Origin of the sequence: Azospirillum brasilense, from assembly GCF_008365405.1 — a bacterium.
Taxonomy (GTDB): Bacteria; Pseudomonadota; Alphaproteobacteria; order Azospirillales; family Azospirillaceae; genus Azospirillum; species Azospirillum brasilense_D.
The window spans coordinates 141,444-166,473 of record NZ_QOKV01000001.1; the positions used below are offsets into that span (position 1 = coordinate 141,444).

At 68.4% G+C, this 25,030-nt stretch carries 23 protein-coding genes; 8 read left to right on the forward strand and 15 right to left on the reverse strand.

Features of this window, described 5'->3' with window-relative positions; translation table 11 throughout:
- Positions 1-36: 36 nt before the first annotated feature.
- From DS837_RS00690 to DS837_RS00705, 4 genes are all read left to right on the forward strand, one after another.
- Positions 37-426: a response regulator gene (locus DS837_RS00690; RefSeq protein ID WP_149163007.1), complete on the forward strand. Its 390-nt coding sequence runs from the start codon at positions 37-39 to the stop codon at positions 424-426.
- 816 nt (positions 427-1,242) lie between these two features.
- The gene (locus DS837_RS00695; protein ID WP_149163008.1) at positions 1,243-3,189 is read left to right on the forward strand and encodes a PrkA family serine protein kinase; all 1,947 of its coding nucleotides are present in this window, start codon (positions 1,243-1,245) and stop codon (positions 3,187-3,189) included.
- Between the two features lie 50 nt (positions 3,190-3,239).
- Entirely contained in the window at positions 3,240-4,532 is a 1,293-nt protein-coding gene (locus DS837_RS00700) for a YeaH/YhbH family protein (RefSeq protein ID WP_041811201.1), read from the forward strand.
- Positions 4,533-4,698: 166 nt separating this feature from the next.
- Positions 4,699-6,255, forward strand: a complete 1,557-nt coding sequence (locus tag DS837_RS00705) for a SpoVR family protein (protein ID WP_149163009.1) — start codon at positions 4,699-4,701, stop codon at positions 6,253-6,255.
- A 64-nt stretch (positions 6,256-6,319) separates the two neighbouring features.
- Here DS837_RS00705 and DS837_RS00710 read toward each other — a convergent pair whose 3' ends face one another.
- The 4 genes from DS837_RS00710 to DS837_RS00725 are packed head-to-tail and all read right to left on the reverse strand — an operon-like array spanning position 6,320 to position 11,252.
- On the reverse strand, positions 6,320-7,552 hold the full coding sequence (locus DS837_RS00710) for an adenylate/guanylate cyclase domain-containing protein (protein ID WP_149163010.1): 1,233 nt from the start codon (positions 7,550-7,552) through the stop codon (positions 6,320-6,322).
- A 43-nt stretch (positions 7,553-7,595) separates the two neighbouring features.
- Positions 7,596-8,123: an SLOG cluster 4 domain-containing protein gene (locus DS837_RS00715; RefSeq protein ID WP_149163011.1), complete on the reverse strand. Its 528-nt coding sequence runs from the start codon at positions 8,121-8,123 to the stop codon at positions 7,596-7,598.
- Between the two features lie 13 nt (positions 8,124-8,136).
- On the reverse strand, positions 8,137-10,689 hold the full coding sequence (hrpB, locus tag DS837_RS00720) for an ATP-dependent helicase HrpB (RefSeq protein WP_149163012.1): 2,553 nt from the start codon (positions 10,687-10,689) through the stop codon (positions 8,137-8,139).
- Between the two features lie 8 nt (positions 10,690-10,697).
- Positions 10,698-11,252: a DUF1003 domain-containing protein gene (locus DS837_RS00725; protein WP_149163013.1), complete on the reverse strand. Its 555-nt coding sequence runs from the start codon at positions 11,250-11,252 to the stop codon at positions 10,698-10,700.
- Positions 11,253-11,453: 201 nt separating this feature from the next.
- Here DS837_RS00725 and DS837_RS00730 point away from each other — a divergent pair, with 201 nt between their 5' ends.
- Complete coding sequence (locus tag DS837_RS00730) at positions 11,454-11,924, forward strand: ferritin-like domain-containing protein (RefSeq protein WP_149163014.1); 471 nt, start codon at positions 11,454-11,456, stop codon at positions 11,922-11,924.
- Positions 11,925-11,982: 58 nt separating this feature from the next.
- Here DS837_RS00730 and DS837_RS00735 read toward each other — a convergent pair whose 3' ends face one another.
- The 4 genes from DS837_RS00735 to DS837_RS00750 form a co-directional block, all read right to left on the reverse strand.
- Complete coding sequence (locus DS837_RS00735) at positions 11,983-12,195, reverse strand: hypothetical protein (protein WP_149163015.1); 213 nt, start codon at positions 12,193-12,195, stop codon at positions 11,983-11,985.
- 93 nt (positions 12,196-12,288) lie between these two features.
- A complete protein-coding gene (locus tag DS837_RS00740; protein WP_149163016.1) occupies positions 12,289-13,551 on the reverse strand; it encodes a PP2C family protein-serine/threonine phosphatase in 1,263 nt (420 codons plus the stop codon).
- Positions 13,552-13,570: 19 nt separating this feature from the next.
- A complete protein-coding gene (locus tag DS837_RS00745) occupies positions 13,571-13,888 on the reverse strand; it encodes an STAS domain-containing protein (RefSeq protein ID WP_247889705.1) in 318 nt (105 codons plus the stop codon).
- Positions 13,889-14,063: 175 nt separating this feature from the next.
- Positions 14,064-15,050 carry a hypothetical protein gene (locus DS837_RS00750; protein WP_149163017.1) on the reverse strand — a complete coding sequence of 329 codons (987 nt, stop codon included), beginning with the start codon at positions 15,048-15,050 and terminating at the stop codon, positions 14,064-14,066.
- A gap of 202 nt (positions 15,051-15,252) precedes the next feature.
- Here DS837_RS00750 and DS837_RS00755 point away from each other — a divergent pair, with 202 nt between their 5' ends.
- On the forward strand, positions 15,253-15,669 hold the full coding sequence (locus DS837_RS00755) for an HRDC domain-containing protein (protein WP_145622668.1): 417 nt from the start codon (positions 15,253-15,255) through the stop codon (positions 15,667-15,669).
- A gap of 364 nt (positions 15,670-16,033) precedes the next feature.
- Here DS837_RS00755 and DS837_RS00760 read toward each other — a convergent pair whose 3' ends face one another.
- From DS837_RS00760 to DS837_RS00770, 3 genes are all read right to left on the reverse strand, one after another.
- Positions 16,034-16,462 carry an NfeD family protein gene (locus DS837_RS00760; protein WP_014241283.1) on the reverse strand — a complete coding sequence of 143 codons (429 nt, stop codon included), beginning with the start codon at positions 16,460-16,462 and terminating at the stop codon, positions 16,034-16,036.
- 31 nt (positions 16,463-16,493) lie between these two features.
- Complete coding sequence (locus tag DS837_RS00765; protein ID WP_247889706.1) at positions 16,494-17,561, reverse strand: SPFH domain-containing protein; 1,068 nt, start codon at positions 17,559-17,561, stop codon at positions 16,494-16,496.
- Between the two features lie 75 nt (positions 17,562-17,636).
- Positions 17,637-18,749, reverse strand: coding sequence for an AI-2E family transporter (locus DS837_RS00770; RefSeq protein WP_149163019.1), 1,113 nt, complete (start codon positions 18,747-18,749; stop codon positions 17,637-17,639).
- Between the two features lie 127 nt (positions 18,750-18,876).
- Between DS837_RS00770 and DS837_RS00775 the strand changes: the two genes are divergently transcribed.
- The gene (locus tag DS837_RS00775) at positions 18,877-19,410 is read left to right on the forward strand and encodes a CreA family protein (RefSeq protein WP_149163020.1); all 534 of its coding nucleotides are present in this window, start codon (positions 18,877-18,879) and stop codon (positions 19,408-19,410) included.
- A gap of 307 nt (positions 19,411-19,717) precedes the next feature.
- On the opposite strand, the gene DS837_RS00780 is transcribed toward DS837_RS00775, so the two are convergent.
- A complete protein-coding gene (locus tag DS837_RS00780; protein ID WP_149163021.1) occupies positions 19,718-20,779 on the reverse strand; it encodes an AbrB family transcriptional regulator in 1,062 nt (353 codons plus the stop codon).
- A gap of 19 nt (positions 20,780-20,798) precedes the next feature.
- The gene (locus DS837_RS00785; RefSeq protein ID WP_247889707.1) at positions 20,799-21,749 is read right to left on the reverse strand and encodes a M14 family metallopeptidase; all 951 of its coding nucleotides are present in this window, start codon (positions 21,747-21,749) and stop codon (positions 20,799-20,801) included.
- Between the two features lie 257 nt (positions 21,750-22,006).
- On the opposite strand from DS837_RS00785, the gene DS837_RS00790 reads away from it, so the two are divergent.
- Positions 22,007-22,873 (forward strand): N-formylglutamate amidohydrolase, encoded by an 867-nt coding sequence (locus DS837_RS00790; RefSeq protein WP_149163023.1) that lies wholly within the window; start codon positions 22,007-22,009, stop codon positions 22,871-22,873.
- A gap of 21 nt (positions 22,874-22,894) precedes the next feature.
- On the opposite strand, the gene DS837_RS00795 is transcribed toward DS837_RS00790, so the two are convergent.
- Together DS837_RS00795 and moaA are read right to left on the reverse strand one after the other, a co-directional pair.
- Positions 22,895-23,749 (reverse strand): NAD kinase, encoded by an 855-nt coding sequence (locus tag DS837_RS00795; protein WP_149163024.1) that lies wholly within the window; start codon positions 23,747-23,749, stop codon positions 22,895-22,897.
- 120 nt (positions 23,750-23,869) lie between these two features.
- Positions 23,870-24,895: a GTP 3',8-cyclase MoaA gene (gene moaA, locus DS837_RS00800; protein WP_014241273.1), complete on the reverse strand. Its 1,026-nt coding sequence runs from the start codon at positions 24,893-24,895 to the stop codon at positions 23,870-23,872.
- Between the last annotated feature and the right edge of the window lie 135 nt (positions 24,896-25,030).

Consider the following 25,030-nt stretch of genomic DNA (forward strand, 5'->3'; position numbering starts at 1 on the left):
ACACACACGGCCTATCGGACTTGGGGGAACAGGGCGATGCCGGCGGCGTTCGGGGATTTTTCGGTTCTTGTGATCGAAGACGAGAGCTTCACCCGCATGGTGCTGGCGAAGATGCTGGCCACGCTGGGTTTCCGCACCGTTCACCAGGCCGCCGACGGCGAGGCCGGGTTGGCAGCCGTACAGACGCACGCGCCCGATCTGGTCGTCTGCGACGTGGAGATGCAGCCGATGGACGGGCTGGGGTTCCTGAAGGCCCTGCGGGCCAGCCCCGACGCCCGTCACCGCGCGCTGCCGGTGGTCTTCATGACGAACCGTGCCGATCAGAGCCGCATGGACGAAGCCGCGGCCTTCGGCGCCGACACCTTCATCGTCAAGCCGGCCACGCCGGAGTCGCTGAAGGGCACGCTGGGCGCCAAGCTCGGCTGAGGACGCGGGACGGCCAAGGGCGGTCCCGCCGGTCACACTTTTTCCCCAACCTGTGGCAGGACTGCAAGAACGCGGCCAAGTGCTTGATTCCAGCCGTCTTCCGGATCCCCTGCCGATTGTGCGCCGCAATGGCAAAGGCGGCTCATCCAAATTCTGCCTTGTTGATCTGCTGTGATGAGGCTCACCATCCTTCTTTGGAAGGTGTGGACCATGCCCGTCGCCCATGCGTTAATATCGTGAGGCAAGGCGGCGGCGATGGACGCGGAAGCGGGTTGTTAAGGAATATCCGTCACGCTCGTTGTTAACCGTAGCGCCTTAGTTGGTTAAGGCGCATGGATGCACTGGAGGTCGATGGGTGATCGGCAAGGTCCAGCGAGTCCCCGACGAACGGCATCCGGGCCGCGCTCCGGAAGCCGGTTGCAAGTCTCAGCCCTGTCGACCTTCGTTCTTCTTGCCATCCATCCCGCCGGTGCTTGCACCCCGGCCTTTTCGGACAACCCGGCCGCGTGGTCTATTACTGATGACCGGGGTGTCCGGCCGCCTCTCTTTTCAGACTATCAAGGCTTTCCTCCTGGAAAGCTCTAGGTCGAGCATTACATTCAGTTTTGAAGCATTCGAGTTTAGCACTCCGAAGGGGGCGCTTCATTTGAACCGCAACTGGATAAAAGGTCTGGCTTTCGACGGTGAGCGGGGGTGCCGCGGGACCGTTGTGTCCGTGACGCCCCAGAGTTCGCACCTGCGGCAGGTGCCGCCCCCGCCGCCCGGGTCCCCCGGCGGCAGCCCCGACGCATCGGACTAAGAGACACGGAGAGCGGAATGTTCCCGGCCGACGAACTGTTCACGCGCTACACACAGTCCTACGAGGGGCGCCGTGAGGTCGAGATGAGCCTCACGGAATACCTCCAGGAATGCCGCGACGACCCGATGATGTATGCCTCCGCGCCGGAGCGCATCCTCGCCGCCATCGGCGAACCGGAAATCGTCGACACCGCCAAGGACCCGCGCCTTGGCCGGATCTTCATGAACCGGACGATCAAGATCTACCCGGCCTTCGCCGACTTCTACGGCATGGAGGAGACGATCGAGCGGATCGTCGGCTTCTTCCGCCACGCCGCGCAAGGGTTGGAGGAGCGCAAGCAGATCCTCTATCTGCTGGGACCGGTGGGCGGCGGCAAGTCGTCGCTGGCGGAGCGGCTGAAGTCGCTGATGGAGAAATGCCCGGTCTATGTCCTGAAGGCCGGCAAGGAGATCAGCCCGGTCTTTGAAAGCCCGCTCGGCCTTTTCAACCCGGACGAGATGGGCGACCTGCTGGAGGACCGTTACGGCATCCCGCGCCGCCGCCTGACCGGCCTGATGAGCCCGTGGGCGGTGAAGCGGCTGGACGAGTTCGGCGGCGACATCTCCCGCTTCCGCGTCGTCAAGCTGCACCCCAGCAAGCTGCGCCAGATCTGCGTCACCAAGACGGAGCCGGGCGACGAGAACAACCAGGACATCTCCTCGCTGGTCGGCAAGGTCGACATCCGCAAGCTGGAGGTCTACAGCCAGAACGATCCCGACGCCTACAGCTTCTCCGGCGGCCTGAACCGGGCCAGCCAGGGCCTGCTGGAATTCGTCGAGATGTTCAAGGCCCCCATCAAGATGCTCCACCCGCTGCTGACGGCGACCCAGGAGGGCAACTACGTCGGTTCGGAGAACATCGGCGCCATCCCGTTCCAGGGCATCATCCTCGCCCACTCGAACGAGGCGGAATGGCAGTCCTTCAAGAACAACAAGAACAACGAAGCCTTCATCGACCGCATCTGCGTCATCAAGGTTCCCTACTGCCTGCGGGTGCAGGAGGAACAGCGCATCTACGACAAGCTGGTCAAGAGCTCCGACCTCGCGACCGCGCCCTGCGCCCCGTCGACGTTGGAGATGCTGGCGAAGTTCTCGGTGCTGTCGCGCATGCGCGACCATCCGAACTCCAGCCTCTACTCCAAGATGCGCGTCTATGACGGCGAGAGCATGAAGGAGACCGACCCCAAGGCCAAGTCCATGCAGGAATACCGCGACCAGGCGGGCGTGGACGAGGGCATGGACGGCATCTCCACCCGCTTCGCCTTCAAGGTCCTGGCCGCGACCTTCAACTACGACTCCAACGAGATCTCGGCCGATCCCGTCCACCTGATGTACATCCTGGAGCAGTCGATCAAGCGGGAGCAGTTCCCCGACGACACCGAGAAGAAGTACATCGAGTTCATCAAGGCCGAGATGGCGCCGCGCTACGCGGAGTTCATCGGGAACGAGATCCAGAAGGCCTATCTGGAATCCTACAGCGACTACGGGCAGAACCTGTTCGACCGCTATGTGGATTACGCCGACGCGTGGATCGAGGACCAGGACTTCAAGGACCCGGACACCGGCCAGCTGATGAACCGCGAGCTTCTGAACCAGGAGCTGACCAAGATCGAGAAGCCCGCCGGGATCGCCAACCCGAAGGATTTCCGCAACGAGGTCGTCAAGTTCGCGCTGCGCGCGCGGGCGGCGAACGCCGGGCGCAACCCCTCCTGGACGTCCTACGAGAAAATCCGTGAGGTGATCGAGAAACGCATGTTCTCCCAGGTGGAGGATCTGCTTCCGGTCATCAGCTTCGGGTCCAAGAAGGACGGCGAGACCGAGAAGAAGCACAACGAGTTCGTGTCGCGCATGATGTCGCGCGGCTACACCGAGCGGCAGGTCCGTCGGTTGGTCGAGTGGTACATGCGCGTGAAGCAGGCCGGCTGACGGCCCGCTTCGCCACACGAGCGTGAACGGGTAGGAGGGGCTCCCCCTTGATGAACATCATCGACCGTCGCCTGAATCCGCAAGGCAAGAGCCTGGCCAACCGCCAGCGTTTCCTGCGCCGTGCCAAGGAGCAGGTGGTGAAGGCGGTGCGGGATGCCTCCGGCAAACGCGGCATCCAGGACATCGAAAACGGCGAGAAGGTGACCATCTCGACCGGCGGCGTGCGGGAGCCCTCCTTCCACCGCTCCGGCGCCGGCGGCGTGCGCGACTACGTCGTGCCGGGCAACAAGGAGTATGTGGAGGGAGACACCATCGCGCGGCCCGAGAGCGGCGGTGGCCGCGGCGGCAACGAAGGCAGTCCGGACGGGGAGGGCGACGATGATTTCCGCTTCGTCCTGTCCCGCGAGGAGTTCCTGGACATCTTCCTGGAGGACCTGGAGCTTCCCGACCTCGTCAAGCAGAAGGTCAAGCAGACGGAATCCCACTCGCTGACGCGGGCGGGCTATTCGGTGACCGGCTCGCCGGCCAACCTGAACCTCGTCCGCACCATGCGGAACAGCCTCAGCCGGCGCATCGCGCTGAAGCGGCCCAAGCCGGCGGAGATGCTGGAGCTGGAGGCGCTTCTGCGCGAGGCGGAGGACCGCGGTGAGGATCCCGAGAAGCTGCGGGAGATGCGCGACCAGTTGGAGCGGCACTATCTCCGCTCCAAGCGCATCCCCTTCATCGACCCGATCGACGTCCGCTACAACCGGTTCGAGACGGTGCCGAAGCCCATCGCGCAGGCGGTCATGTTCTGCCTGATGGACGTCTCCGGCTCGATGACCGAGCACATGAAGGACCTCGCCAAGCGCTTCTTCATGCTGCTGTTCCTGTTCCTGAAGCGGCGCTACCGCTCGGTGGACATCGTCTTCATCCGCCACACCCACGAGGCCAAGGAGGTGGACGAGGACACGTTCTTCTACTCCACCGAGACCGGCGGCACCGTGGTCTCCACGGCGCTGGAGGAGATGCAGCGCATCGTCAAGGAGCGCTATCCGGAGAACGAGTGGAACATCTACGCCGCCCAGGCGTCGGACGGCGACAACATGTCGTCGGACAACGCGCGGTCGGCGGGCCTGCTGCGGGACGGCATCCTGCCGCTGTGCCAGTACTTCGCCTACATCGAGGTGGCGGCGGAGCACAACATGGGCCTGTCGGCGCTGGGCCGCGAGACGGAGCTGTGGCGGACCTACAAGACGGTCCAAGGGCCGGACCTGCCGATCGCCATGCGCCGAGTCCGCTCCCGTCGGGAGATCTTCCCGGTCTTCCGCGACCTGTTCGCCCGCGAGAAGGCGGGGGCGTAAAAGCGATTGCCCCCACCCCAACCCTCCCCCGCTTGCGCGGGAGAGGGGGCCGGTTCCCTCCACCGCGTAGCGGGGGAGGGCTAGGGAGGGGGCAATGCCCGCCACCGCAAGGCCGAAGCAGAGAATCGGGGCCAACACCCCATAGAGTTTTGAGAGGATGCGAGGCATGACCGCTGTGATCGACAAGCCCGACAGCCTGCTCTACGACGGGGCGGACTGGGATTACGACCAGATCAAGCGCGTCTACGACGCCATCGAGGACATCGCCCTGAAGGACATGGGCCTCAACGTCTATCCCAATCAGATCGAGGTCATCACCGCCGAGCAGATGCTCGACGCCTATTCGTCCATCGGCATGCCGCTGATGTACAAGCATTGGTCCTTCGGCAAGCATTTCGCCCGCGACGAGATGCTCTACCGCAAGGGCTACCGCGGCCTCGCCTATGAGATCGTCATCAATTCCAGCCCCTGCATCAGCTACATCATGGAAGAGAACACCATGACGATGCAGACGCTGGTGATCGCCCACGCCGCCTTCGGCCACAACCACTTCTTCAAGAACAACCAACTCTTCCAGCAGTGGACCGACGCCGAGGGCATCCTCGACTATCTGGAATTCGCCAAGTCCTACATCGCCCAATGCGAGGACCGCTACGGCCACCACGCGGTGGAGCGGGTGCTCGACGCCGCCCACGCGCTGATGAACCAGGGCGTGCACAAGTACCCGAAGAAGCGCAGCCTCGACCTGCGGCTGGAGCAGAAGCGCGAGCGGGAGCGGCAGGAGTATCAGGAGCAGACCTTCAACGACTTGTGGCGCACCGTGCCGAAGGCCGCCGTCGGCGGCAACCGCCCGTCCAAGTCGGTGTCGGAGCGCAAGAAGCTTCTCGGTCTGCCGGAAGAGAACCTGCTCTATTTCCTGGAGAAGAAGGCGCCGCGGCTGGAGCATTGGCAGCGCGAGATCCTCCGCATCGTCCGCCACATGGCCCAGTATTTCTACCCGCAGAAGCAGACCAAGCTGATGAACGAGGGGTGTGCGACCTACACCCACTACACCATCCTGAACGAGATGCACCGGCGGGGGATGATCAGCGAAGGCGCGATGCTGGAGTTCCTGCATTCGCACACCTCGGTGGTGTTCCAGCCGGAGTTCGACGACCAGCGCTTCTCGGGCATCAACCCCTACGCGCTGGGCTTCGCGATGATGCAGGACATCCAGCGCATCGCCGAGACTCCGACCGACGAGGACCGCTACTGGTTCCCCGACTTGGCCGGGCGGGGCGACGGCATGGGCGCCCTGCGCGACGCCTGGGCCAACTTCCGCGACGAGAGCTTCGTCCTCCAGTATCTCAGCCCGCACCTGATGCGGAAGTTCAAGATGTTCAGCGTGCGCGACGACGCGGAAGACCCCTATCTGCTGGTCGAGAACATCCACAACGAGCGCGGCTACCGCGGCATCCGCAAGCTGCTGGCGCGGCAGTACGACCTCGGCTTCCTGGAGCCGGACATCCAGATCGTCGACGTCGATCTGGCGGGCGACCGCAAGCTGATCCTGCACCACCGCGTGACCAACGGCGTGCTGCTGGACGAGAGCGACGCCAAGGCGGTGCTGCGCCACATCGCCAACCTGTGGGGCTACGAGGTCCAGCTCGTCGAGGTGTCGGCCCTGTCCGACGCCATCCTGAAGGAGCATGCCGTCACCGCGCCCAGCGGCATCGGGGGGTGATGGGGCAGGGTGGGGCCGCGTGTTTGCCTCCACCCCAACCCTCCCCTGCGGCAGCGGGGGAGGGTTAGGGTGGGGGCGATGCTTCCGGGTCCAGCGTGTACAGCTCCTGCGGGCGGCCCACCCCGCGCAGCAAGTAGCGCCCGACCGAGATCAGCCGCTGCCGGCATTCCGGAGCGGATTCGGTGAAGGCGGACGACAGCAGGATGTCCTGGTCGAGCGACCGGCACATGGCGGCGATGCGGCTGGCCTCGTTCACCGCGGGGCCGACCACAGTGAAGTCCAGCCGATCCACCCCGCCGATGTTGCCGTAGAACACCTTTCCCTGGTGCAGCCCGAGATAGAAGCGCGTCACCGGCAGCCCGGCGGCGGACCGGCGGCTGTTCAGTTCCTTGCAGCGCTCCCGGGCCTCCTCCGCCGCGTCGAGGGCGGCGCGGCAGGCGTCCTCGGCGCTGGAGCGGTCGAAGACCGCAAGAATGCCGTCGCCCATGAATTTCAGCACCTGCCCGTGGTGCTGGTGGATGGCCGTCACCACCAGCTCCGCGTAGTCGTTCAGCAGCGGCAGGATGGTTTCCGGGGCGGCGGTGTCGGTGATGCGGGTGAAGCCCTGGAGGTCGCTGAACCACAGCACGGCGTCCAGCTCCTCCGCGACGCCGCGGCGGATGTGCCCGCGCAGCACCCGGTGGCCCGCGTCCCGCCCGAGATAGGTCTCGGCCAGCGTGTTGGCGATGTTCGCCATGGCGTGGCCGCGCAGCGCCAGCGCCAGGCTGCCGGTGAGGGTGAGCAGCGCGTCGCGCTGGGCGTCGCTGAAGCCGTCCGGGTGGTGCGACACCCAGGAGGAGAAGATGCAGTCCAGCTCCCCGATGGCGGCGCGGGGGCCGAGGCGGTTGACGATGGCCATGTAGTCGGTGGCGCCCTGCGCCCGCAGCTCGTCGACGATCGGGAACTCGCCGCCTTCCGTGCCGTCGGTCAGCCGCAGCCGCAGCATCGTCTCGCCGGAGGTGTAGAGCCGGTGGAAGGGGCTGCGCAGCCATTTCTCGTCGATGTCGGGATCGCTGCCGTCGCCGCCATACTCGGTCCGGCGCACCTCGGCGGCGTTGCGCCCGCTGCTGTCCCAGGTGACGACATGGCCGGCGATGGTCGGGTGCAGCGTGTCCGCCCCGACCACCGTCCGGGTCAGCGGCACGCCCGCCGCGACCAGCCGCTCGCAGAAGCCGCCGACGAGGTCCGTCTCCGGCACCCCCCGCAGCCCGGCCTCCGCGATCCAGCGGCTGAGGTCGAGAATCCCTTGCGCATCCATGCCCGCCATCCTGCCACAGGTCGCGTTTTTCGGGAACGGAGGGTCAGCGGCGGGACAGGGCGTCCGCGATGAAGGCCGTGACCGTTCCGAAGTCGCCGGTTGTCCGCAATTCGGCGGGCATGGCCCGAAAGTCAAGCTCTGGTCCGAAACCGATCATCGGCTTTCCGAAGCGCAGGGCGAGCCGCACCTCGTCCAAGGTCCCGTGGCGGCCCGGCAGGACGACGATCGCATCGCTGGTCAGGATGTTGACGTGGTTGCGGCTCAGCTCCGTCGGCGGCGCGCCGGCCGGCTTGCGCGCGAAGGGCGTCAGGATGGGCAGGTCGATGTAGGGGTTGGGGTAACCGGGCAGGGGCGCATGGCCGCGGACCGGGTCGGGCTCGGACGGCAGGATTCCGATGGAGCGGCCCCGGCGCCCCGGCGTGCCGTGGAAGGCCCGCGCGGCCGACCGCATCACCCCGCCGCCGCCGCCGGTCAGCAGGTCGTGCCCAGCCCCGGCGATCCAAACGCCGAGCGGCTCCGCGTAATCCGCCCATTCCTCCTGCCCCGACCCCATCACCCCGATGATCGCCATGACCGCCCTCCTGTTATCGTCCGCGTGGTTTCGCCCGCGCCGTGGGTTCGGCCTCCAGCGGGTTGTCGGGCCAATGATGCTTGGGATACTGCCCCTTGAGGTCGGCCTTCACCGCCTTGTAGGCATTGGCCCAGAAGCTGGCGAGGTCGCGTGTCACCTGCACCGGACGGCGGGCGGGGGACAGCAGATGGAGCAGCAGCGGCACCCGCCCACCGGCGATGCGCGGCGTCTCGGCCAGCCCGAACATCTCCTGAAGCCGGACGGCCAGCACCGGCTCGTCCCCGCTGTAATCGATGGGAATGCGGGAGCCGCTCGGCACCTCGACGTGGGTCGGCGCCTCCTTGTCCAGCCGCTGCTGCATCGCCCAGGGCAGCAACCCGCGCAGCGCGTTGCCCAACTCCACCCGGTCGAGATGAGCGCGGCGCGAGGCGCCGTTCAGGAAGGGCACCAGCCAGTCCTCCATCGTCTCCAGCAGGGCGGCGTCGGAGACGTCCGGCCACTCCTCCCCCTCCCGGCGGCGCAGGAACAGCACGCGCGTCTGCCACTTGCGCAGCTCGTCGGTCCAGGGCAGGGCGGTCAGCCCCATTTCCCGGATGCCCTCCAGCATGGCGGCGGCGATGGCCTCGGCGGGCGGGTTGGGCAGGCGCTTGTCGTCCACCGCCAGGGCGAACAGCATGCGGCGGCGGCGGGCCAGCACCGTCTGCTCCCGCCCGTCCCAGGCGACCAGCGTCTCGCTGCGGATGTGCTCGGCGAAGGCGTCCTCCAGCTCCGCCAGGGAGAGCGGGGCGGCGAGGAAGATGCGCGACTCGCGGGCGGCCCCGTCCAGGTCGGCGACGGCCAGCCAGTCCTCGGCGGTCAGCGGCTCGGCGTCCTGGAAATAGGCGCCGCGCCCGTTGGACAGCCGGTACTGGGCGGCAGCACCGCCCGTACTGCCGCCGGGGCGGCGCTGGCCGATGCGGTCGGGATAAGCCAGGGCGACCAGCAGGCCGGTGGCGCCGAGATCGCCACCATTGCCCTTTACGCCCAACTGGCGCTTCCAGTTGCGGGCCTGCTTCAACGCCTGCTGGGCGCCGCCGCGCTCCACGGTCAGGCCGCGCCCGGCGCCGCGCACCCGGCCGTCATCGTCCAGCCCGCGCAGCAACTCCACGCGCAGCCGCAGGTCGGCGTCGCGGAAGCCGGGCTGGGCGCGGACGATGTCGCGCTCGCCGAGCAGGGCGGCGACCTCGCAGGCCAGCGCGCCCAGCCCCATCGCCTTGCCCTTCAGCATCATGTGGGCCAGCCGGGGATGCACGCCGAAGCCGGCCATGCGGCGGCCGTGGGCGGTGATGCCTCCGTCGGCGTCCAGCGCCCCCAGCTCGCGCAGCAGCTCCCGCGCCTGGGCCATGGCGGCGGCGGGCGGCGGGTCGAGCCAGGCCAGCGACGCCGGGTCGGACACGCCCCACACCGCCAGCTCCAGCGCCAGCGGGGCGAGGTCGGCGTCCATGATCTCCGGAGGGGTGAAGGCGGCCAGCGCCTTGTGCGACGGCTCCGGCCACAGGCGGTAGCAGACGCCGGGCTCCAGCCGGCCGGCGCGGCCCCGCCGCTGCTCCGCCGACGCCTGGGAGACCTTGGTGGTGACCAGCCGCGTCATGCCGCTGCGCGGGTCGAAGCGGGGAACGCGCATCAGCCCGCCGTCCACGACGATGCGGATGCCTTCGATGGTCAGGCTGGTCTCGGCGATGGGGGTGGCGAGCACGATCTTGCGCGTGCCCGGCGGGCTGGGGGCGATGGCGCGGTCCTGGGCGTCCGCCGTCAGGTCGCCGTAGAGCGGGGCGATCACCGTGCCGGGGCCGAGGTCCGCCGCCTCCAGAAGGCTCTGCACCCGCCGGATCTCCCCCGCGCCGGGAAGGAAGACCAGCGCGTTGCCGCTTTCCTCCCGCAACGCGCGGCGGACGGCGGCGGCCACGGCGTCCTCGATGCGGGTGCCGGTGCCGTTGCTGGTGGTGGTGGCGTCGAGGTGACGGGTCTCCACCGGGAAGGCGCGGCCCTCGCTGGTCACCATCGGGGCGTCGCCGAGCAGGGCGGCGACGGGGCCGCCGTCCAGCGTCGCCGACATCACCACCAGCCGCAGGTCGTCGCGCAGCGCGCCGCGCGCCTCCTGCACCAGGGCCAGGGCCAGATCGCTGTCGATGCCGCGCTCGTGGAACTCGTCGAACAGCACGGCGCCGACCGCCGGCAGTTCGGGGTCTTCCTGAAGCTGGCGCAGGAACAGGCCGTCGGTCACCACCTCAATCCGGGTCCTCGGGCCGACCCTGGTGTCCAGCCGCACGCGGTAGCCGACCGTCTCGCCGACGCCTTCCCCCAGCATCGCGGCCATGCGGCGGGCGGCGGCGCGGGCGGCCAGCCGCCGCGGCTCCAGCACGATCACCTTGCGCCCAGCCAGCCAAGGGCGGTCGAGCAGGGCCAGAGGCACGCGGGTGGTCTTGCCCGCCCCCGGCGGCGCCTGGAGCACCGCCACGCCGCCCCCGTCCAGCGCGGCCAGAAGCTCGGGAAGCACGGGATCGATGGGAAGGGGCGGGATGCTCATGGTGGCTGTCAGGTCGTTGGTGTGGGCGGCAGCGCCGTGTTCCTGGCAGCGGCGAGCGCTTCGGTCAAGTCCTCCACCATGCGGGTCAGCCGGGCGATCTCCTGCTCGCGCAGCAGGTCGATCTTCTGGTGCAGCAGTTCGATCTCCAGCTCCGCCTTCAGGTTCACGTCGTAATCCTGGCTAGCCCGCTTGCGGTCGATGTCGGCCTGCCGATTCTGGCTCATCATGATGATCGGCGCCGTATAGGCCGCCTGGAAGGACAGGACGAGGTTCAGCAGAATGAAGGGATAGGGGTCCCACGCCCTGGCCCAGCCCAGCGCGTTGGCGCCGATCCACAGGGCCAGCAGCGCCGACTGGACGATGATGAAGCGCCAGGACCCGACCAGGGCCGCCACCCCGTCGGCCACCCACTGGCCCGCCGTGCGCGCCGGTGTCCCCGCGCCGCGCGTCTCGCGCCGGTGCTGCCGCAGAAGGTGCAGCCGCTCCAGATCCTCGTGCCCCAGGGCGACAGGGTGCAGGCCGTTCGCCGGATGGCCTTTCAATCCGTTGTGCGCGGCGCTCATGGCGGACATCCCCTGCCGTTCGTGACGATGTTTCAGGATCTCTAGGCCGGGCGGGTTGAGGCACCAAGCGCGGATGAATGAGGGGTGCGTTAAATCGTCGCAATGATCCGCAACCGGCCAGCGATCCGAGAACCTTTCGCAACAAGGCGTTATGGTTCAAATAACCACAATCCATTTGTGACTTAACGATCTCGGGACCCTATGGCCAACATTCACGACCCCGCCCTGTTCCTCGCCCACGCCTGCGCGCTGGAGGAGGACGCCGCCAACCGTTTCGCCGACCTGTCGGAGGCCATGAAGACCTACGGCAACGCGGACGTCGCGGCCTTCTTCGCCAAGATGGCCGAGTTCTCGCGCCTGCATCTGGCGGACGCCCGCAAGCGCTCCGCCTTCCGCGACGTGCCGGTGCTCGCCCCGGAAGACTTCCAGTGGCCGGACGACGAGAGCCCGGAAGCGGCCTCCATGGAAGGCTCGCACTATCTGATGACGGTGGATTACGCGCTGGAGCTGGCGCTCGACAGCGAGAAGCGCGGGCACGCCTTCTACGCCGATGTGGCCACCACCACCACGGACCCGGAGGTCCGCATGATGGCCGAGGAGTTCGCCTCCGAAGAGGCGGAGCATGTGGCGGAACTGGAGCGCTGGATCGAGCGCTTCCCCAAGAAGGGGTAAAGGCCGTTTCCCGCGGTTTCCGCCCTTGCGGGAACCGCGGGAAGGGCGAACGAGCGCCTTACTTGGACAGCTCGGCGTAGTCGTACTCGTACTTCTTGTCCACCGGCTTGAAGGTCTTGAAGGCGGCGATGATGTCGTCCACCGACACGCCCGCCGGCACGTTGAGAATTTCGTACACGACCGAGCTGCCGCTGGTCGGGCCAACGTCGGCGTTGCGGTGAGCCTGGGAAATCAGGCCCTCGCCGGCCTTCTTGATCATGATCGAAGCCATATCCGTTCCGTCTCCTGTTACACGTCGCCCGACGCAGCAATATCCATAACGCGAATAAGGATATGGGGCCAATGGATAAATTGCTGTGGCGCGTCAGCGGCGGGTGATCCAGAGCGCGGTCACGTCGTCGTTCAAGTGTTCGCCATGGATTGCGGCATGGCCGGTCATCAGGGCGGGCAGGGGGCGGTCAGGAGCGTCCGCCGCCGCGCGCTCGGCCAGACGGAGCAGGCCGTCCTCACCCAGCATGGCGCCGTCGGCGTCCCGGGCTTCGCTCAGCCCGTCGGAATAGAGGAACAGGCTGTCGCCGCGCCGCAGCGGCACGCGCTGGTTCGTGTAGGCCGAGTCCGGGAAGGCGCCGAGGAGCGGGCCGGACGCGTCCAACGGCTGGAAGCCGAAGTTGGTCGCCAGGAGGGGGCTGGGAGCCGCAGCGGCGGCGTAGAGCAACGTGTCGTCGGCGCGATCGATCACCCCATAGAAGGCGGTGGCGAACTGGCCCAGCGGCAGGATCTCGCACAACCGCCCGTTCAGTTGGCGCAGCAGGCCGGCCGGGTCGCGCATCTCCTCCGGCGGGGTGCGGGTGAGCAGCGTGTGGAGGCGGAAGGCGTTGATCGCCGCGGCGATGCCGTGGCCCGACAGGTCGGCGGCGAAGACCCCGACACGGCTCCCGTCGAACGCGAAGGCCGTCCAGAAGTCGCCGCCGATCTCGTCCGACGCGCGGAAGACCGAGTCCACCGCCAGCCCGTTCCGCTCGGCGAGGGCGGCCAGCTCCGCCGGCTCCGGCACCAGGGCGAGCTGCATGGCGCGGGCCTGCCGCAGGTCGCGCTCCACCCGCTCGTGGAAGGCGCGCAACTCCTGCACCATGGACCGGCGCTCCAGGTGGTAGCGCACGCGGGCGATGCATTCGCCGGGGTTGATCGGCTTGGCGATCAGGTCGGTTGCCCCGGCGCTGAAGCAGACCGTCCTCATCTGGTCGGAGTGCAGCGCGCTCTGCATGAGGATCGGCAGGTCGCGCCAGCGCGGGTCGCCGCGCAGGCTGCGGCACACGCCGATGCCGTCCATCCGCGGCATGGCCGCGTCGAGCAGCAGCAGGTCGGGGGCAAAGCTTTCCAGCCGCTCCATCACCTCTTCCGCGGAGGAGGCGAAGGCCACCTGGGTGATGCCGGCCCATTGCAGGAAGCGGGTCAGCGTCTTGCGGTTGAAGGCGCTGTCGTCGGCGATCAGAACCCGGCAGCCGCCGAGCGGGATGCCCAGTTCCATCCCGTAGACCGAGGTGCCCGCGCCGGAACGGGCGGGGCGGGGTGGAGCGTCGTCGCCCTCCGTTCCGGGTGGCACCGCCACGGCGCGTATGTGGCCCATCGCGTCCGTCGCCGCCGCGTCAGTCGTCGATGTTGAACATGGTGTGGAACTTGGCGATCGTGATCAGGCGCCGCACCTCGTCGCGGGCGCCGCGGATCGCGAAGTCCAGATTGCGCCGCTGCGCGGTGTCGCGGGCGATGATGAACATGCCGAGGCCGGAGGAGTCGACGAAGTCGAGCCGCGACAGGTCGAAGATCACCCGGTGCCCCGCCGGCCGCTCGAAGGTGGCGATGACGTCGCGGAAGGTGTCGTGGTCGGCAAAGGTCATGCGCCCGCTCAGCACGATCTCGGTGCTGGCCGGGGCCTCGCGGACGGAGAAATCCATGGCGGCGCTCATCTGTGGTTCACCCGTGGCCGAAGAGAGGCGCAATCCCCCGCCGGTCGGCCCGGTGGGCTCCGGGGCCGGCGGGGATGCGGGCGCATTCTAGGTCGCCGGGAATTGCACTTTGATGACGCTGCCGTGTCAGCATCGGGTTATTCGGGGCGCATCATCCGGCCGGGATGGCCGGATCTTATTGCAGCGCGGCCTCTTCCACCCTTGGATGCGACAGACGTTCGGCGATTCCGCCGGCCAGCCATGCCGAATAGGCATCGCGGCCCTCCGGCCCGAGCATGCCGCTGCGGCAGAAGGCCGACGCCTTGGCCGGCTCGGGACGCGCCGAGTCGGGGAATCGCCAGAGCGGCAGGTCGGCCTGCCCGCTCAGCCGGTCGAGCGCCGCCGGGCGGTAGCCGTTGCCCGCGCCGTACAGCCGCTCCTCCACCGCCGCCGGGCGGGGCGGAAGCAACAGGGCGATCCCGACCCCGGCGGCGCGCGCCTGATCGGCGAAGCGGCGCACCCGGTCGAAGGCCGGCGAGGCGTCGTTCATCCGGACGGCGGCGTCGCGGGTCTCCACCCAACGGTCGGCGGCGGTGGCGGTCCAGCCCTGCGGGCCGACGGCGTGGCACGGCTTGGCGTATTGCAGGGCGCTCTGGTCGGGCAGGTAGGAGCGGCCCAGCATCGCCACCTCGGTCAGGTGCGCGCCGTAGCGGCGCAACCCGGCGACCTCGCTGCGCTCCGCGAACAGCAGGTCCACGTCCAGGAGGACCAGCGCCGGCTTCAGCTTCAGCACGCCGCCCAGCAGCGGTTCGAAGTCCTCGATGCGGGCGTGGTCGTGGACGATGCGCAGGAAATGCAGGCTCTCCACCCCGTGCTTCGCCGCCAGCGCGGCCATTCCGGACTCGTCCAGGGTGGCGTGGCGCAGCGCCGAGTCGCCGAGTGCCACCACCACGACGGGGGACAGGTCCCGCGCCGCCCGCTCCGCCGTCGCGGCGATGCGGTTGCTGTTATACCAGGCGAAGGGCCGGTCGTGGAGGCTGTAGCCGGTCCAGAAGGCCCCCGCCGTCCCGGCCGCGAACAGGGCGGGGATCACCGCCAGCAAGGTGATCCACAACCGCCGCGGCTTCGCTTGCGGCCCGGTCCGGTCCGTCCGGTGCTTTTGCGGTTCAACAGGCCCGGTCATGGTCCCTCTGCTCCTCCCAGCGGTGTGCCCGGCGATGTGCGGTGTCCTATGATTCAAACACTCCGGGAGGGAGCAGGGTCCCGTGTGCCGCCATGTTTTCCTATGACGAAGGGGGCATCCGTCCGGATCGTGCCGGAGTAGCCGGATGCTGGCGCTTTCGTGTAGTCTTGCGCGAAAGGCGAGGCACGCATCGAGGAACAGGATGAGCACCGAAATCCGCACCTTCATGATCCCCGACGCGAGCGCGGACGAGGCCCAAGGGCAACTCTCCTCCTTCCTGCGCGCGGTCGAGGTGCAACGCATCGAAACCGCCTACGCCGACGGCGCCTGGCGCATTCTCGTGCTTTACAAGGATCTGAAGCGCAAGGAGGAATCCCTCCAGATCGAGGCCGCTATCAACGCCGCCCTCAACGGTTGGCGGGACCGCGCGGCGGCTCGCGAAGGGCTGTCGCGCGACGCCGTGCTGCCGGACGAGCTGGTGCCGGAAATCGCTCGATTCGCCCCTACGACGGAGCGCGAGCTGTCCATCATCGTCGGCGCCCGCGACCTCGGCGTGGGCCACTTCGGCGGGGAGATCGTGCAGGTCGTCCGCGCGACCCTGGACGAACTGATCGACTGACGCCTCCGCTCTCCAGAATGACATAGGCCAAAGGGCCGTACGGCCCTGTTTATTGTGCCGAAAGAGAAGCCGGACCCGCCGTAAGCCTGATTCCAGACCCCTCCACGCTGTGCCAGCATACCCTCGTAGTTTGCGGCAATGCAGCATGGCGGGGGCCATGGACGGGACATCCGGATCGAGAGGCGACGTGCCCGATTACCGCGCCATGGCGCGGGAACTGGAAGCCTTCAGCCGTCAGGCGGCGGAGCGCGCGGCGGCCACCGGCGACGGCAGCATGGACGCTCTGGCACAACGGTTGGAACGCCATGCCGAACAGATCCGGCACGACCTCGCCGAAGCCCCGACGCGGCGGTTCGGATGGCGCCTAGGCCTTCTCCACCTTCAGCAGAGTGCCCTCGGCCCCGACGATGCGGACACGGGTTCCAGCGGGGAGGTCGGGTCCCTCGACGGTCCAAAGCCCGTCGCCGATCTGCGCCCGGCCACGCCCGTTGACGATGGGGCCGTCCAGCGTGTGCAGCGTCCCGATGTATTGCGCCGTCCGGCGGTTCAGATGCGGCGTGTGCGTCGTATGCGCTGACCCGCGGGATAGGAAGCGGGTTCCCACCAGCGCGGCGATGGCGAGCAGGGCGAACAGCAACCCCTGATGCTCCCACGGCAGGGACGGCCAGACCAGAAGCACGAAGCCGACCAGCGCGGCGGCCCCGCCCAGCCACAGAAAAGCCGCTCCCGGCGCCACCGTCTCCAGTGCCCCCAACAGCACGGCCAGAACCCACCAGTGCCAGAATTCGATCATCGCGGGCCCGCCTTCGGGATTTCGTCCAATCCTACGACACCGGCGGCACCGGCGCATCGCGCCTGTTCGGTTCGTCCTGATTCCGGTCGTCGCGATTCCGTTCATCGCGATTCCAGGGGCTGCGCGGTGCCGGCGGCGGGGCGGCGGCCGTTCCGGAGGACGCCGGTTGGTTCACAGGGCGGTTCGGGAAGGCTTCGCGGGCGATCTCCGCGATGCCGCCGATGGCGCCGATCACGTTGGCGGCCTCCAGCGGCATGAACAGCACCTTCTGGTTGGGGGCGGCGGCCACCGCCGTCAGAGCATCGACATAGCGCTGGGCGACGAAGTAGTTGATGGCCTGGGCGCTGCCCCCGGCGATGGCGTCGGAGACCAGCCGGGTGGCCTCGGCCTCGGCCTGGGCGGAGCGCTCCCGCGCCTCGGCGTCGCGGAAGGCGGCCTCGCGCCGGCCCTCGGCCTGGAGGATGGCGGCCTGCTTGGCGCCCTCCGCCCGCAGGATGGCCGCCTGGCGCTGGCCCTCCGCCTCCAGGATGGAGGCGCGGCGGTCGCGCTCCGCCTTCATCTGGCGGGCCATGCTGTCCACGAGGTCGCGCGGCGGCTGGATGTCGCGGATCTCGATGCGCGTCACCTTGACGCCCCAGGGGCTGGTCGCCTCGTCCACCACGCCGAGCAGGCGGGCGTTGATCTGGTCGCGCTGGGACAGCAGTTCGTCCAGGTCCATCGAGCCCATGACCGTGCGGGTGTTGGTCATGGTCAGGTTCAGGATCGCCAGCTCCAGATTGTTGACCTCGTAGGAGGCCTTGGCGGCGTCGATCACCTGGAAGAAGACCACGCCGTCCGCCGTGACCATGGCGTTGTCGCGGGTGATGACCTCCTGCGAGGGCACGTCGAGCACCGTCTCCATCATGCTCTGCTTGCGCCCGATGCGGTCGATCAGCGGGAGAATCAGATGCAGGCCGGGCTGGAGCGTGCGGGTGTAGCGGCCGAACCGCTCCACCGTCCATTCCTGGCCCTGCGCCACGGTCCGCACCCCCAACAGAACCAGCGCCAGCGCGAAGATCAGGAGCGCGATGACGAAGAGCGTCAAGCCGCTGAGCACCATCACCCCACCTCCCATCCGGTCGTTTCCTCCCTCGGACCATGCCACGGCGGGGCCGCCCCGGCCAGAGCTACAGCGTCAGCCCAGCAGGGCGCCGATCGGCTTCAGCGGCTCGTGCGCGTCGAACAGGATCTTCAGGATGGCCAGGATCGGCACCGCCAGCAGCGCGCCGGGAATGCCCCACATCCAGCCCCAGAACAGGATGGACACGAACACACCGATGGGGTTCAGCGCCAGCCGCCGCCCGACGATCATCGGAGTCATGAAGTTGCCCTCCATCATCGTCAGCGCCACGAAGGTCAGCGGCGGTCCGAAGATCTGCACGCCCCCGTCGAAGGTGAGCGCCGACACCAGGAACAGCACCGCCGTCATCACCGCCGGCCCGATGAAGGGGACGTAGTTGATGAGTCCGGCGAGCGTTCCCCACAGCGCCGCGTTGGGCACCCCCCACAGCCACATCGCCAGCGTCGTCGCGAGTCCGAGCCCGATGTTGATGACCGTGATGGTCGCCAGATAGGCGGCGATGTTCTGCTGCACCGTGGCGGCGACCATGGCGTAATGCACGCGGTCATCCACGTCGCGCATCGTGCCGATCAGCGCCTCCAGGCTCTGCCGTCCGCGGGCCAGGAAGAAATAGAGCAGCACCTGGAGGATCACCACGTTGGCGATCACCGCCTCCGCCTGATGCAGCACCTGTTCGGCCAGCGACGGGCCGCGCACCACCACCTCCCGCGCGGCACCGTTGCGGTCGGAGGCCATCTGCTCGATCTGGCGGGAGGCTTCGCGGGCGCGGTCGATCCCTTCGCGGATGTCGCCCAGCTTGAACTCCAACTCGTTGACCACGCGGGGCATCCGGTTGACCCATTCGGTCGCCGGGGTCGCCAACGTGTAGATGGCCCCCAGCCCGGCGCCGAACACCGTGATCACCACCACCGCCGCGCCCAGCGCCTCCGGCAGGCCGAGCCGGTAGAGGCCGCGCACGCAGGGGCGCAGCAGAAGGCTGAGGATCAGCGCCAGCATGATCGGCAGCAGAACGTCGCGCCCGAAATACAGCGTGAACAGCAGCGCGATGACGAACAGCCCCACAACCGCCACCCGCACCGGGTCGCGGGGGTTCCGGGCCGGGGGCAGGGGCTCGGTCACCGGCTCCGGCGGCGGGGTCAAGGGTGGATCGATCGTGCGGTCGCTCATCGGGGGCAGGCACTCCGGGAGTAGCGGGCCGGGGGGCGCTTGACGGCGCCGGACCCCCGCCCGATTTAGGGGTATTCCAGGACCGCGCCCACGCGGCCCCGCTTCGCGATGACCGGAGTTCCACGAGATGCGCAGCCCGTTCCCTTCGATAAACATCCGCCGCGGCCTGATGGTCCTGGCGCTATCCGTGCTGCCACCGATGGCCGCCTCCACCGTTGCTTTGGCCGACGATCCGGTCGTCGGGCGCTTCTCCAACGACTGGACCGGCAACGGGCTTCAGGTGCAGGCGATCGAGGACCCGAAGGTCAAGGGCATCACCTGCCATCTGGTGGATTTCGACCGCAGCGTGCTCGACCGGCTGACCAAGGGAAACTGGTTCGAGGACCCGTCCAACGCCTCCATCGCCTGCCGGCGCACCGGGCCGCTGGTGATCGGCGACATCGAGCTGTCGCAGAAGGGCGAGGAGGTCTTCTCCGAGCGCAAGAGCCTGGTCTTCAAGTCCATCGCCATCCGCCGCATCTACGACCGGGTGAACGACACGCTGATCTATGTGGTCTACAGCCGGCAGGTGAAGGACGCTTCGGCGAAGATGTCCATCTCCAGCGTGCCGCTGATCGATACGAACCCTCAGTGGGAAAAGGGTAAGCCTGCCGTGAAATGATCGGATGGCTTGCAATCGGGCGGACGCGGCGCCATCATCAGGCTTGGGAGGCAGGGGCCGGAATCCCCCGCCTCCCGGCCCGATCACTGTCGGTTCAGAAGATCAAGGATTGCCTTGACGATCTGAAGCAGCAGGATCAGGAGACCGAGGATTTCCTTCATCCTCCGAGCCTCCTCGTTGAGCGGCGGGGTGGTGGCGCTTCACCACCCGTCCGCGCCTCCACCTCGCACGGGGTGCGGGACGGGCGCAACGGAAACTCCACACATGCGTGTGCGGCGGATTGGCCGGCCGAGCCCGTGGCGATTCGTCAGGTCTTGCCGCGGCGGGACCGCCACTTGCGCCACAGCAGGTAAAAGCCGGGGGCCAGCGTCACGATTAGGATGATGCGCACCATGTGGTGGGTGGCGACCAGCGCCACGTCGATGTTCAGCGCCAGCGCGACCAGCGTCATCTCGGCCAGCCCGCCCGGTGCGAAGGCGAGGATCAGCGCGGCCAGCCCCAGCCCCGTCGCTTCGTCGACCATCCAGGCCGCCGCCGTGGTGACCAGCAGCATCAGCCCGGTGAGACCCAGCGCGGTCAGCCCGTCGCGCCCGATGCGGCGAATGTCCAGCCCGGTGAAGCGGCAGCCCAGCGACGCGCCGATCACCACTTGGGCGGCGGCGACCAGAACGCCCGGCGGCTTGCCCTCGGTCAGCCCGGCGAGGTGGATCGCGGCGGACAGCAGCATCGGCCCGACGATCTGGGCCGCGGGGATGCGCAGCAGCTTCGCCAGGGGGTAGCCCAGCGCGCAGGCGGATAGCAGCGCCACATCCAGCGGGGCGAGCGACAGCAGGGGCGGGCCGAGCGCGCCGCGCCGCGCCGGGTCGTACAGCCCCAGCGCCTGGAAGGCGAAGGGGATGACCAGCACCACCAGCATCACCCGCAGCGCGTGGGACAGCGCCATGGTCCGGCTGTCGCCGCCCATCTGCGTGCCGACCATCACCATCTCGTTCAGCCCGCCGGGGGTGGCGGTGAAGAAAGCGGTCGGCGGATCCAGCCGGGCGGCGCGGCGCAGATACTGGACCCCCAGCGTGGTCGCCAGCACGAGATAGACGGCCAGCGCGCTCAGCGACAGGCTCCACTCGCCGAGCCGCCCCAGGATATCCGGGGTGAAGCCGCTGCCCAGCATCACGCCGAGGATCATGATCATGGCGTTGCGCAGCGGCTTCGGCACATGCAGCGCAACACCGGCCATGGCGGCGACCGTGGTGGCGGTCATGGCGCCGATCATCCAGGCCAGCGGCAGATGGAAATAGCTGAACAGCGCGCCCCCCGCCGTCCCCAGCGCGAGGGCGAGCGCGAAGGGGCGGAGCCCCGGTCCGATGGTCATGCCGCTCGTTGTGTCCGGTTCAAGGAACGATCCGCCCCAGCCGGACGGCGGTCTGCCCGGATTTCGGGCGCCGCGCCGGCATGATCAGCACGCAGTCGTCGTAAGGCGTCACGATCGGGCGGTTGCCGTCATGGCCGAGGACCGTTCCGGCGCGGGGAATGATCTCCATCCCCACATAGGCCTGGTCGAAGAAGAATTCGTCGGTTTCCGCGGTCACCGCTTCGGTCACCTCGACGGTGCGCAGCGGATCGGGGTGGCGGCGGATGTGGCGGTCGGCCAGCGACGGGTCGATCATCTCCTGGGCGAGCAGGAAACGCATGGCGCTTTCCAGGGCAACCAGCGCCGTCTCGTTCCGCCAATGCTGGCCGCATTCGACCAGGATGGCGGTGCGCCTCCCGTCCGCCGCGGCGAAATCCGCGTAGTCGATCATCCGCCGCCCCGCCGCGTGCCCCTCGTCCGCGACGACCCAAGCCGGGTAACCGAGCCGGCGGGCCAGCGCGCGGGCGCGGTCGGTCCGTCCGCACAGCGTCAGGGGCGGGGTGTCCGCCGTCATGGAATGCAGATCGAGGATGACGTCCGCGGCGTCGAACACCGGGCGGAGTTGCCGGGCGCGGCGCAGTTCCATGCTGTCGCGTGGGCCGTCCAGCACCTCCGGCGACCAGACGCGGTTCATGTCCTCGTCGACGAAGCGGGAGGCGTAGGGACGCTCGGCATCGAAGCTCTGATAGGCGGCGGTGTTGGCGAAGACCAGAGTCAGCCGCCCGCGGGTGGGCCGGATGCCCATCCGGAACAGCCGGTCCATCGCCACCGCGCCGCCGATCTCGTTGCCATGGATCAGCGACACGATGACGGCTTGCGGGCCGGGGCGCCCGGAGTCCAGCGTCGTGACGTGGTCGATGCCGGTGTTTCCACGACGGTAGGGACCGATGTCCGGCGGCGTCAGTTCGATCGGTGGCAGGGATTCGGTCAAGCGGATCTCGCCTCTGCGGGTCTGGCCGGTGCCGGGCGCTTTCGCCGAATGGTCAGTATGGCGGAGAGTCCGGCGGTGCGCCAGCCCCGCCATTTCCACGCGTCCATCATGTCCTTTGCCTTACCGGTGTATGACGGTTTTTGGTCGACGGACACCCGGCCATCGTCTATACCCGAATCCATCCGCCGCAGCGCCACGCTATGCCATCCGGGCAGGTGCCGTGGCGCGTTGGAGCCGTTGGTACACCGGGGTCAGCCATGAGTTTCGTGATCGAGGACGTGCTCGTCCGCAACGATCCGATCGTCCCGCGCCTGCCGGTGTTCTTCGATTCACCGCACAGCGGCACCGTCTACCCGCGCGACTTCGCCTTCGTCTGCCCGCTGTCCACCCTGCGGCAGGCCGAGGACACCCACGTGGACGAGTTGTTTGCCCACGCGCCGGAGCATGGCGCGACGCTGCTCTGCGCCCTGTTCCCGCGCACCTACATCGACGCGAACCGGGCCATCGACGACATCGACCCGGCGATTCTCGACGGGCGCTGGCCGGAGCCGCTGCGCCCGACGGAGAAGAGCGCCGCCGGCATGGGGCTGATCCGCACGCTGTGCCGTCCGGGGATGCCGCTCTACGACGGGCGGCTGTCGGCGGCCGAGGTGGCGGAGCGCATCGACCGCTACTACCGTCCCTATCATTTCCAGGTGTCCAGCGTGATGGACGATCTGGCCGCCCGGTTCGGCGCCGTATGGCACGTCGACTGCCACTCCATGCCCTCCGCGGTCGGGCCGGGGGCGGCGCACAAGCTGGGCATGGATTTCGTGCTGGGCGACCGCGACGGCACCACCTGCGAGCCGGGCTTCACCGCGCTGGTCGAGCGGGTGCTGACCGGGCTCGGCTACAAGGTCGCGCGGAACCATCCCTTCAAGGGGGTGGAACTGGTGTCCCGCCATTCCGACCCGGCGCGGGGCCGCCATTCCCTCCAGCTCGAAATCAACCGTCGTCTCTACATGAACGAGGAGACGCTGGAGCGGAACGAGGGCTTCGCCCGGCTCCAGGCCGACCTGACCACGCTGACCCGCCGCATCTGCGCCCACGCGCAGGCCAACACCGAGCGCCGCGCCGCCGAGTAAGGGCGACGCCGGAAACAAGCGTTACGGCGAGAACTGCTCCATCAGAATCCGCTCCTCGAAGTTCAACTCCGGGTCGAACAGCAGGGTCAGCGTGACGTCGCGGGCCTCCTCCACGTTGACGCGGATGACCTCGCGCACCTCGGTCGAATCGGCCACGGCGCTGACCGGGCGCTTGACCTCCTCAAGGATGTCCACGGTGATCTTGGAGCTGTGAGGCAGCAGCGCGCCGCGCCAGCGCCGCGGCCGGAAGGAACTGATGGGCGTCAGCGCCAGCACCCCGGCGCCCAGCGGGATGATCGGCCCGTGGGCCGACAGGTTGTAGGCGGTGCTGCCGGCGGGGGTGGCGACCAGCACGCCGTCGCAGATCAACTCCGGCAGGCGGACGACGCCGTCCACGGTGATGCGCAGCTTCGAGGCCTGCCGCGTCTCGCGCAGCATCGACACCTCGTTGATGCCCAGCGCCTCCACCTGCTCGCCGTTGCAGCGGGTGGCCCTCATGCGCAGGGGGTGCAGCTTGACGCTCTGGGCGCTGGCCAGCCGCTCGGCCAGTTCGTCCTCGCGGAAGACGTTCAGCAGGAAGCCGACCGATCCCCGGTTCATGCCATAGACGGGCGGGGGATTCTGCCCGTCGCGCTTCAGCGCGCGGTGCAGCGTCTCCAGCAGGAATCCGTCGCCGCCCAGCGCCACGACGACGTCGGCGTCCTCCAGCGGCGCGTTGCCATAGCGGTGGACCAGCCGTGTGCGCGCCCGCATCGCCTCTTCCGTGTTCGCCGCGCAGAAGGCGATGCGGAGGTCGGCGGGCTTGCGGGTCGAGGAATCGGGCGCCAGCGGGTCCAGGGTTGGATCGGCGGGCAGCTTGGCGGCGGTTTCGGTCATGTCGGGGGGACCATAGCGCAGGATGCCCGGTTGCAGAAGGCCGCTTCGGTCAAAGGGCGGGGCTGTTGCACGTCAAGTCCCCTCTCCCCGGAGGGGCAAAGGTGCTCGCCTGCGGGCGGCTCATCCGCCGGTCACGCTCATGTGGCGGGGCACCGCCGGGCCTTGGTGGCGGCGGTCGATGATGAAGTCGTGGCCCTTGGGCTTGCGGGCGATGGCGTCGCGCACCGCCTGGACCAGCAGTCCGTCGTCGTCGCTGAGGCGCAGCGGGGTGCGCAGGTCGGCGGCGTCCTCCTGGCCCAGGCACATGTAGAGGGTGCCGGTGCAGGTCAGCCGCACACGGTTGCAGCTTTCGCAGAAATTGTGGGTCAGCGGCGTGATGAAGCCGATACGCCCGCCGGTCTCGGCCACCCGGACATAGCGGGCCGGGCCGCCGGTGCGGTAGTCGATCTCGTCCAGCGTCCAGCGCTTGGCCAACTCCGCCCGGACGAGGCTGAGCGGCAGATACTGGTCGAGACGCGCCTCGTCGCCGATCTCGCCCATCGGCATGACCTCGATGAAGGTCAGGTCGAAGCCCTGCTCGCCGCACCAGCCGACCAGCCGGTGGAACTCGTCGTCGTTCACGCCCTTCAGCGCGACCGTGTTGATCTTGACCTGGAGCCCCGCCTCCTTGGCGGCCTGGAGCCCGCCCAGCACCTTGTCCAGCCGGCCCCAGCGGGTGATTGCCTGGAACTTGTGGGGGTCGAGCGTGTCCAGCGACACGTTGATCCGGCGCACCCCGGCCTCCACCAGATCGCCGGCATATTTGAAGAGCATGGTGCCGTTGGTGGTCAGGGTCAGCTCGTCCAGGTCGCCGGCCTTCACATGGCGGCCCAGGCTGTGGATCAGCTCGTGGATGCCCTTGCGGACCAGCGGCTCGCCGCCGGTGAGGCGCAGCTTGCGGGTGCCCAGCTTGACGAAGGCGGAGCAGACGCGGTCGATCTCCTCCAGCGTCAGCACCTCCGCCTTGGGCAGGAAGCTCATGTCCTCCGCCATGCAGTAGACGCAGCGGAGGTCGCAGCGGTCGGTGACGGACACGCGCAGATAGCTGACGGTCCGCCCAAAAGGATCGACGAGCGGGGCGGCGGCGGTCGGCGGAACGGTCGTCATCGTCAGGCTTCTCCCCAAGGGGGTCCGTATCGTGCAGTCCGGGCGGCGATTATGACCCCGAACCCGATCCTGATATATAGGTCCGAGTTGCGGATTTTTCGCCACCTGGAATTTCAGGCGCAGCAGACCACGGCG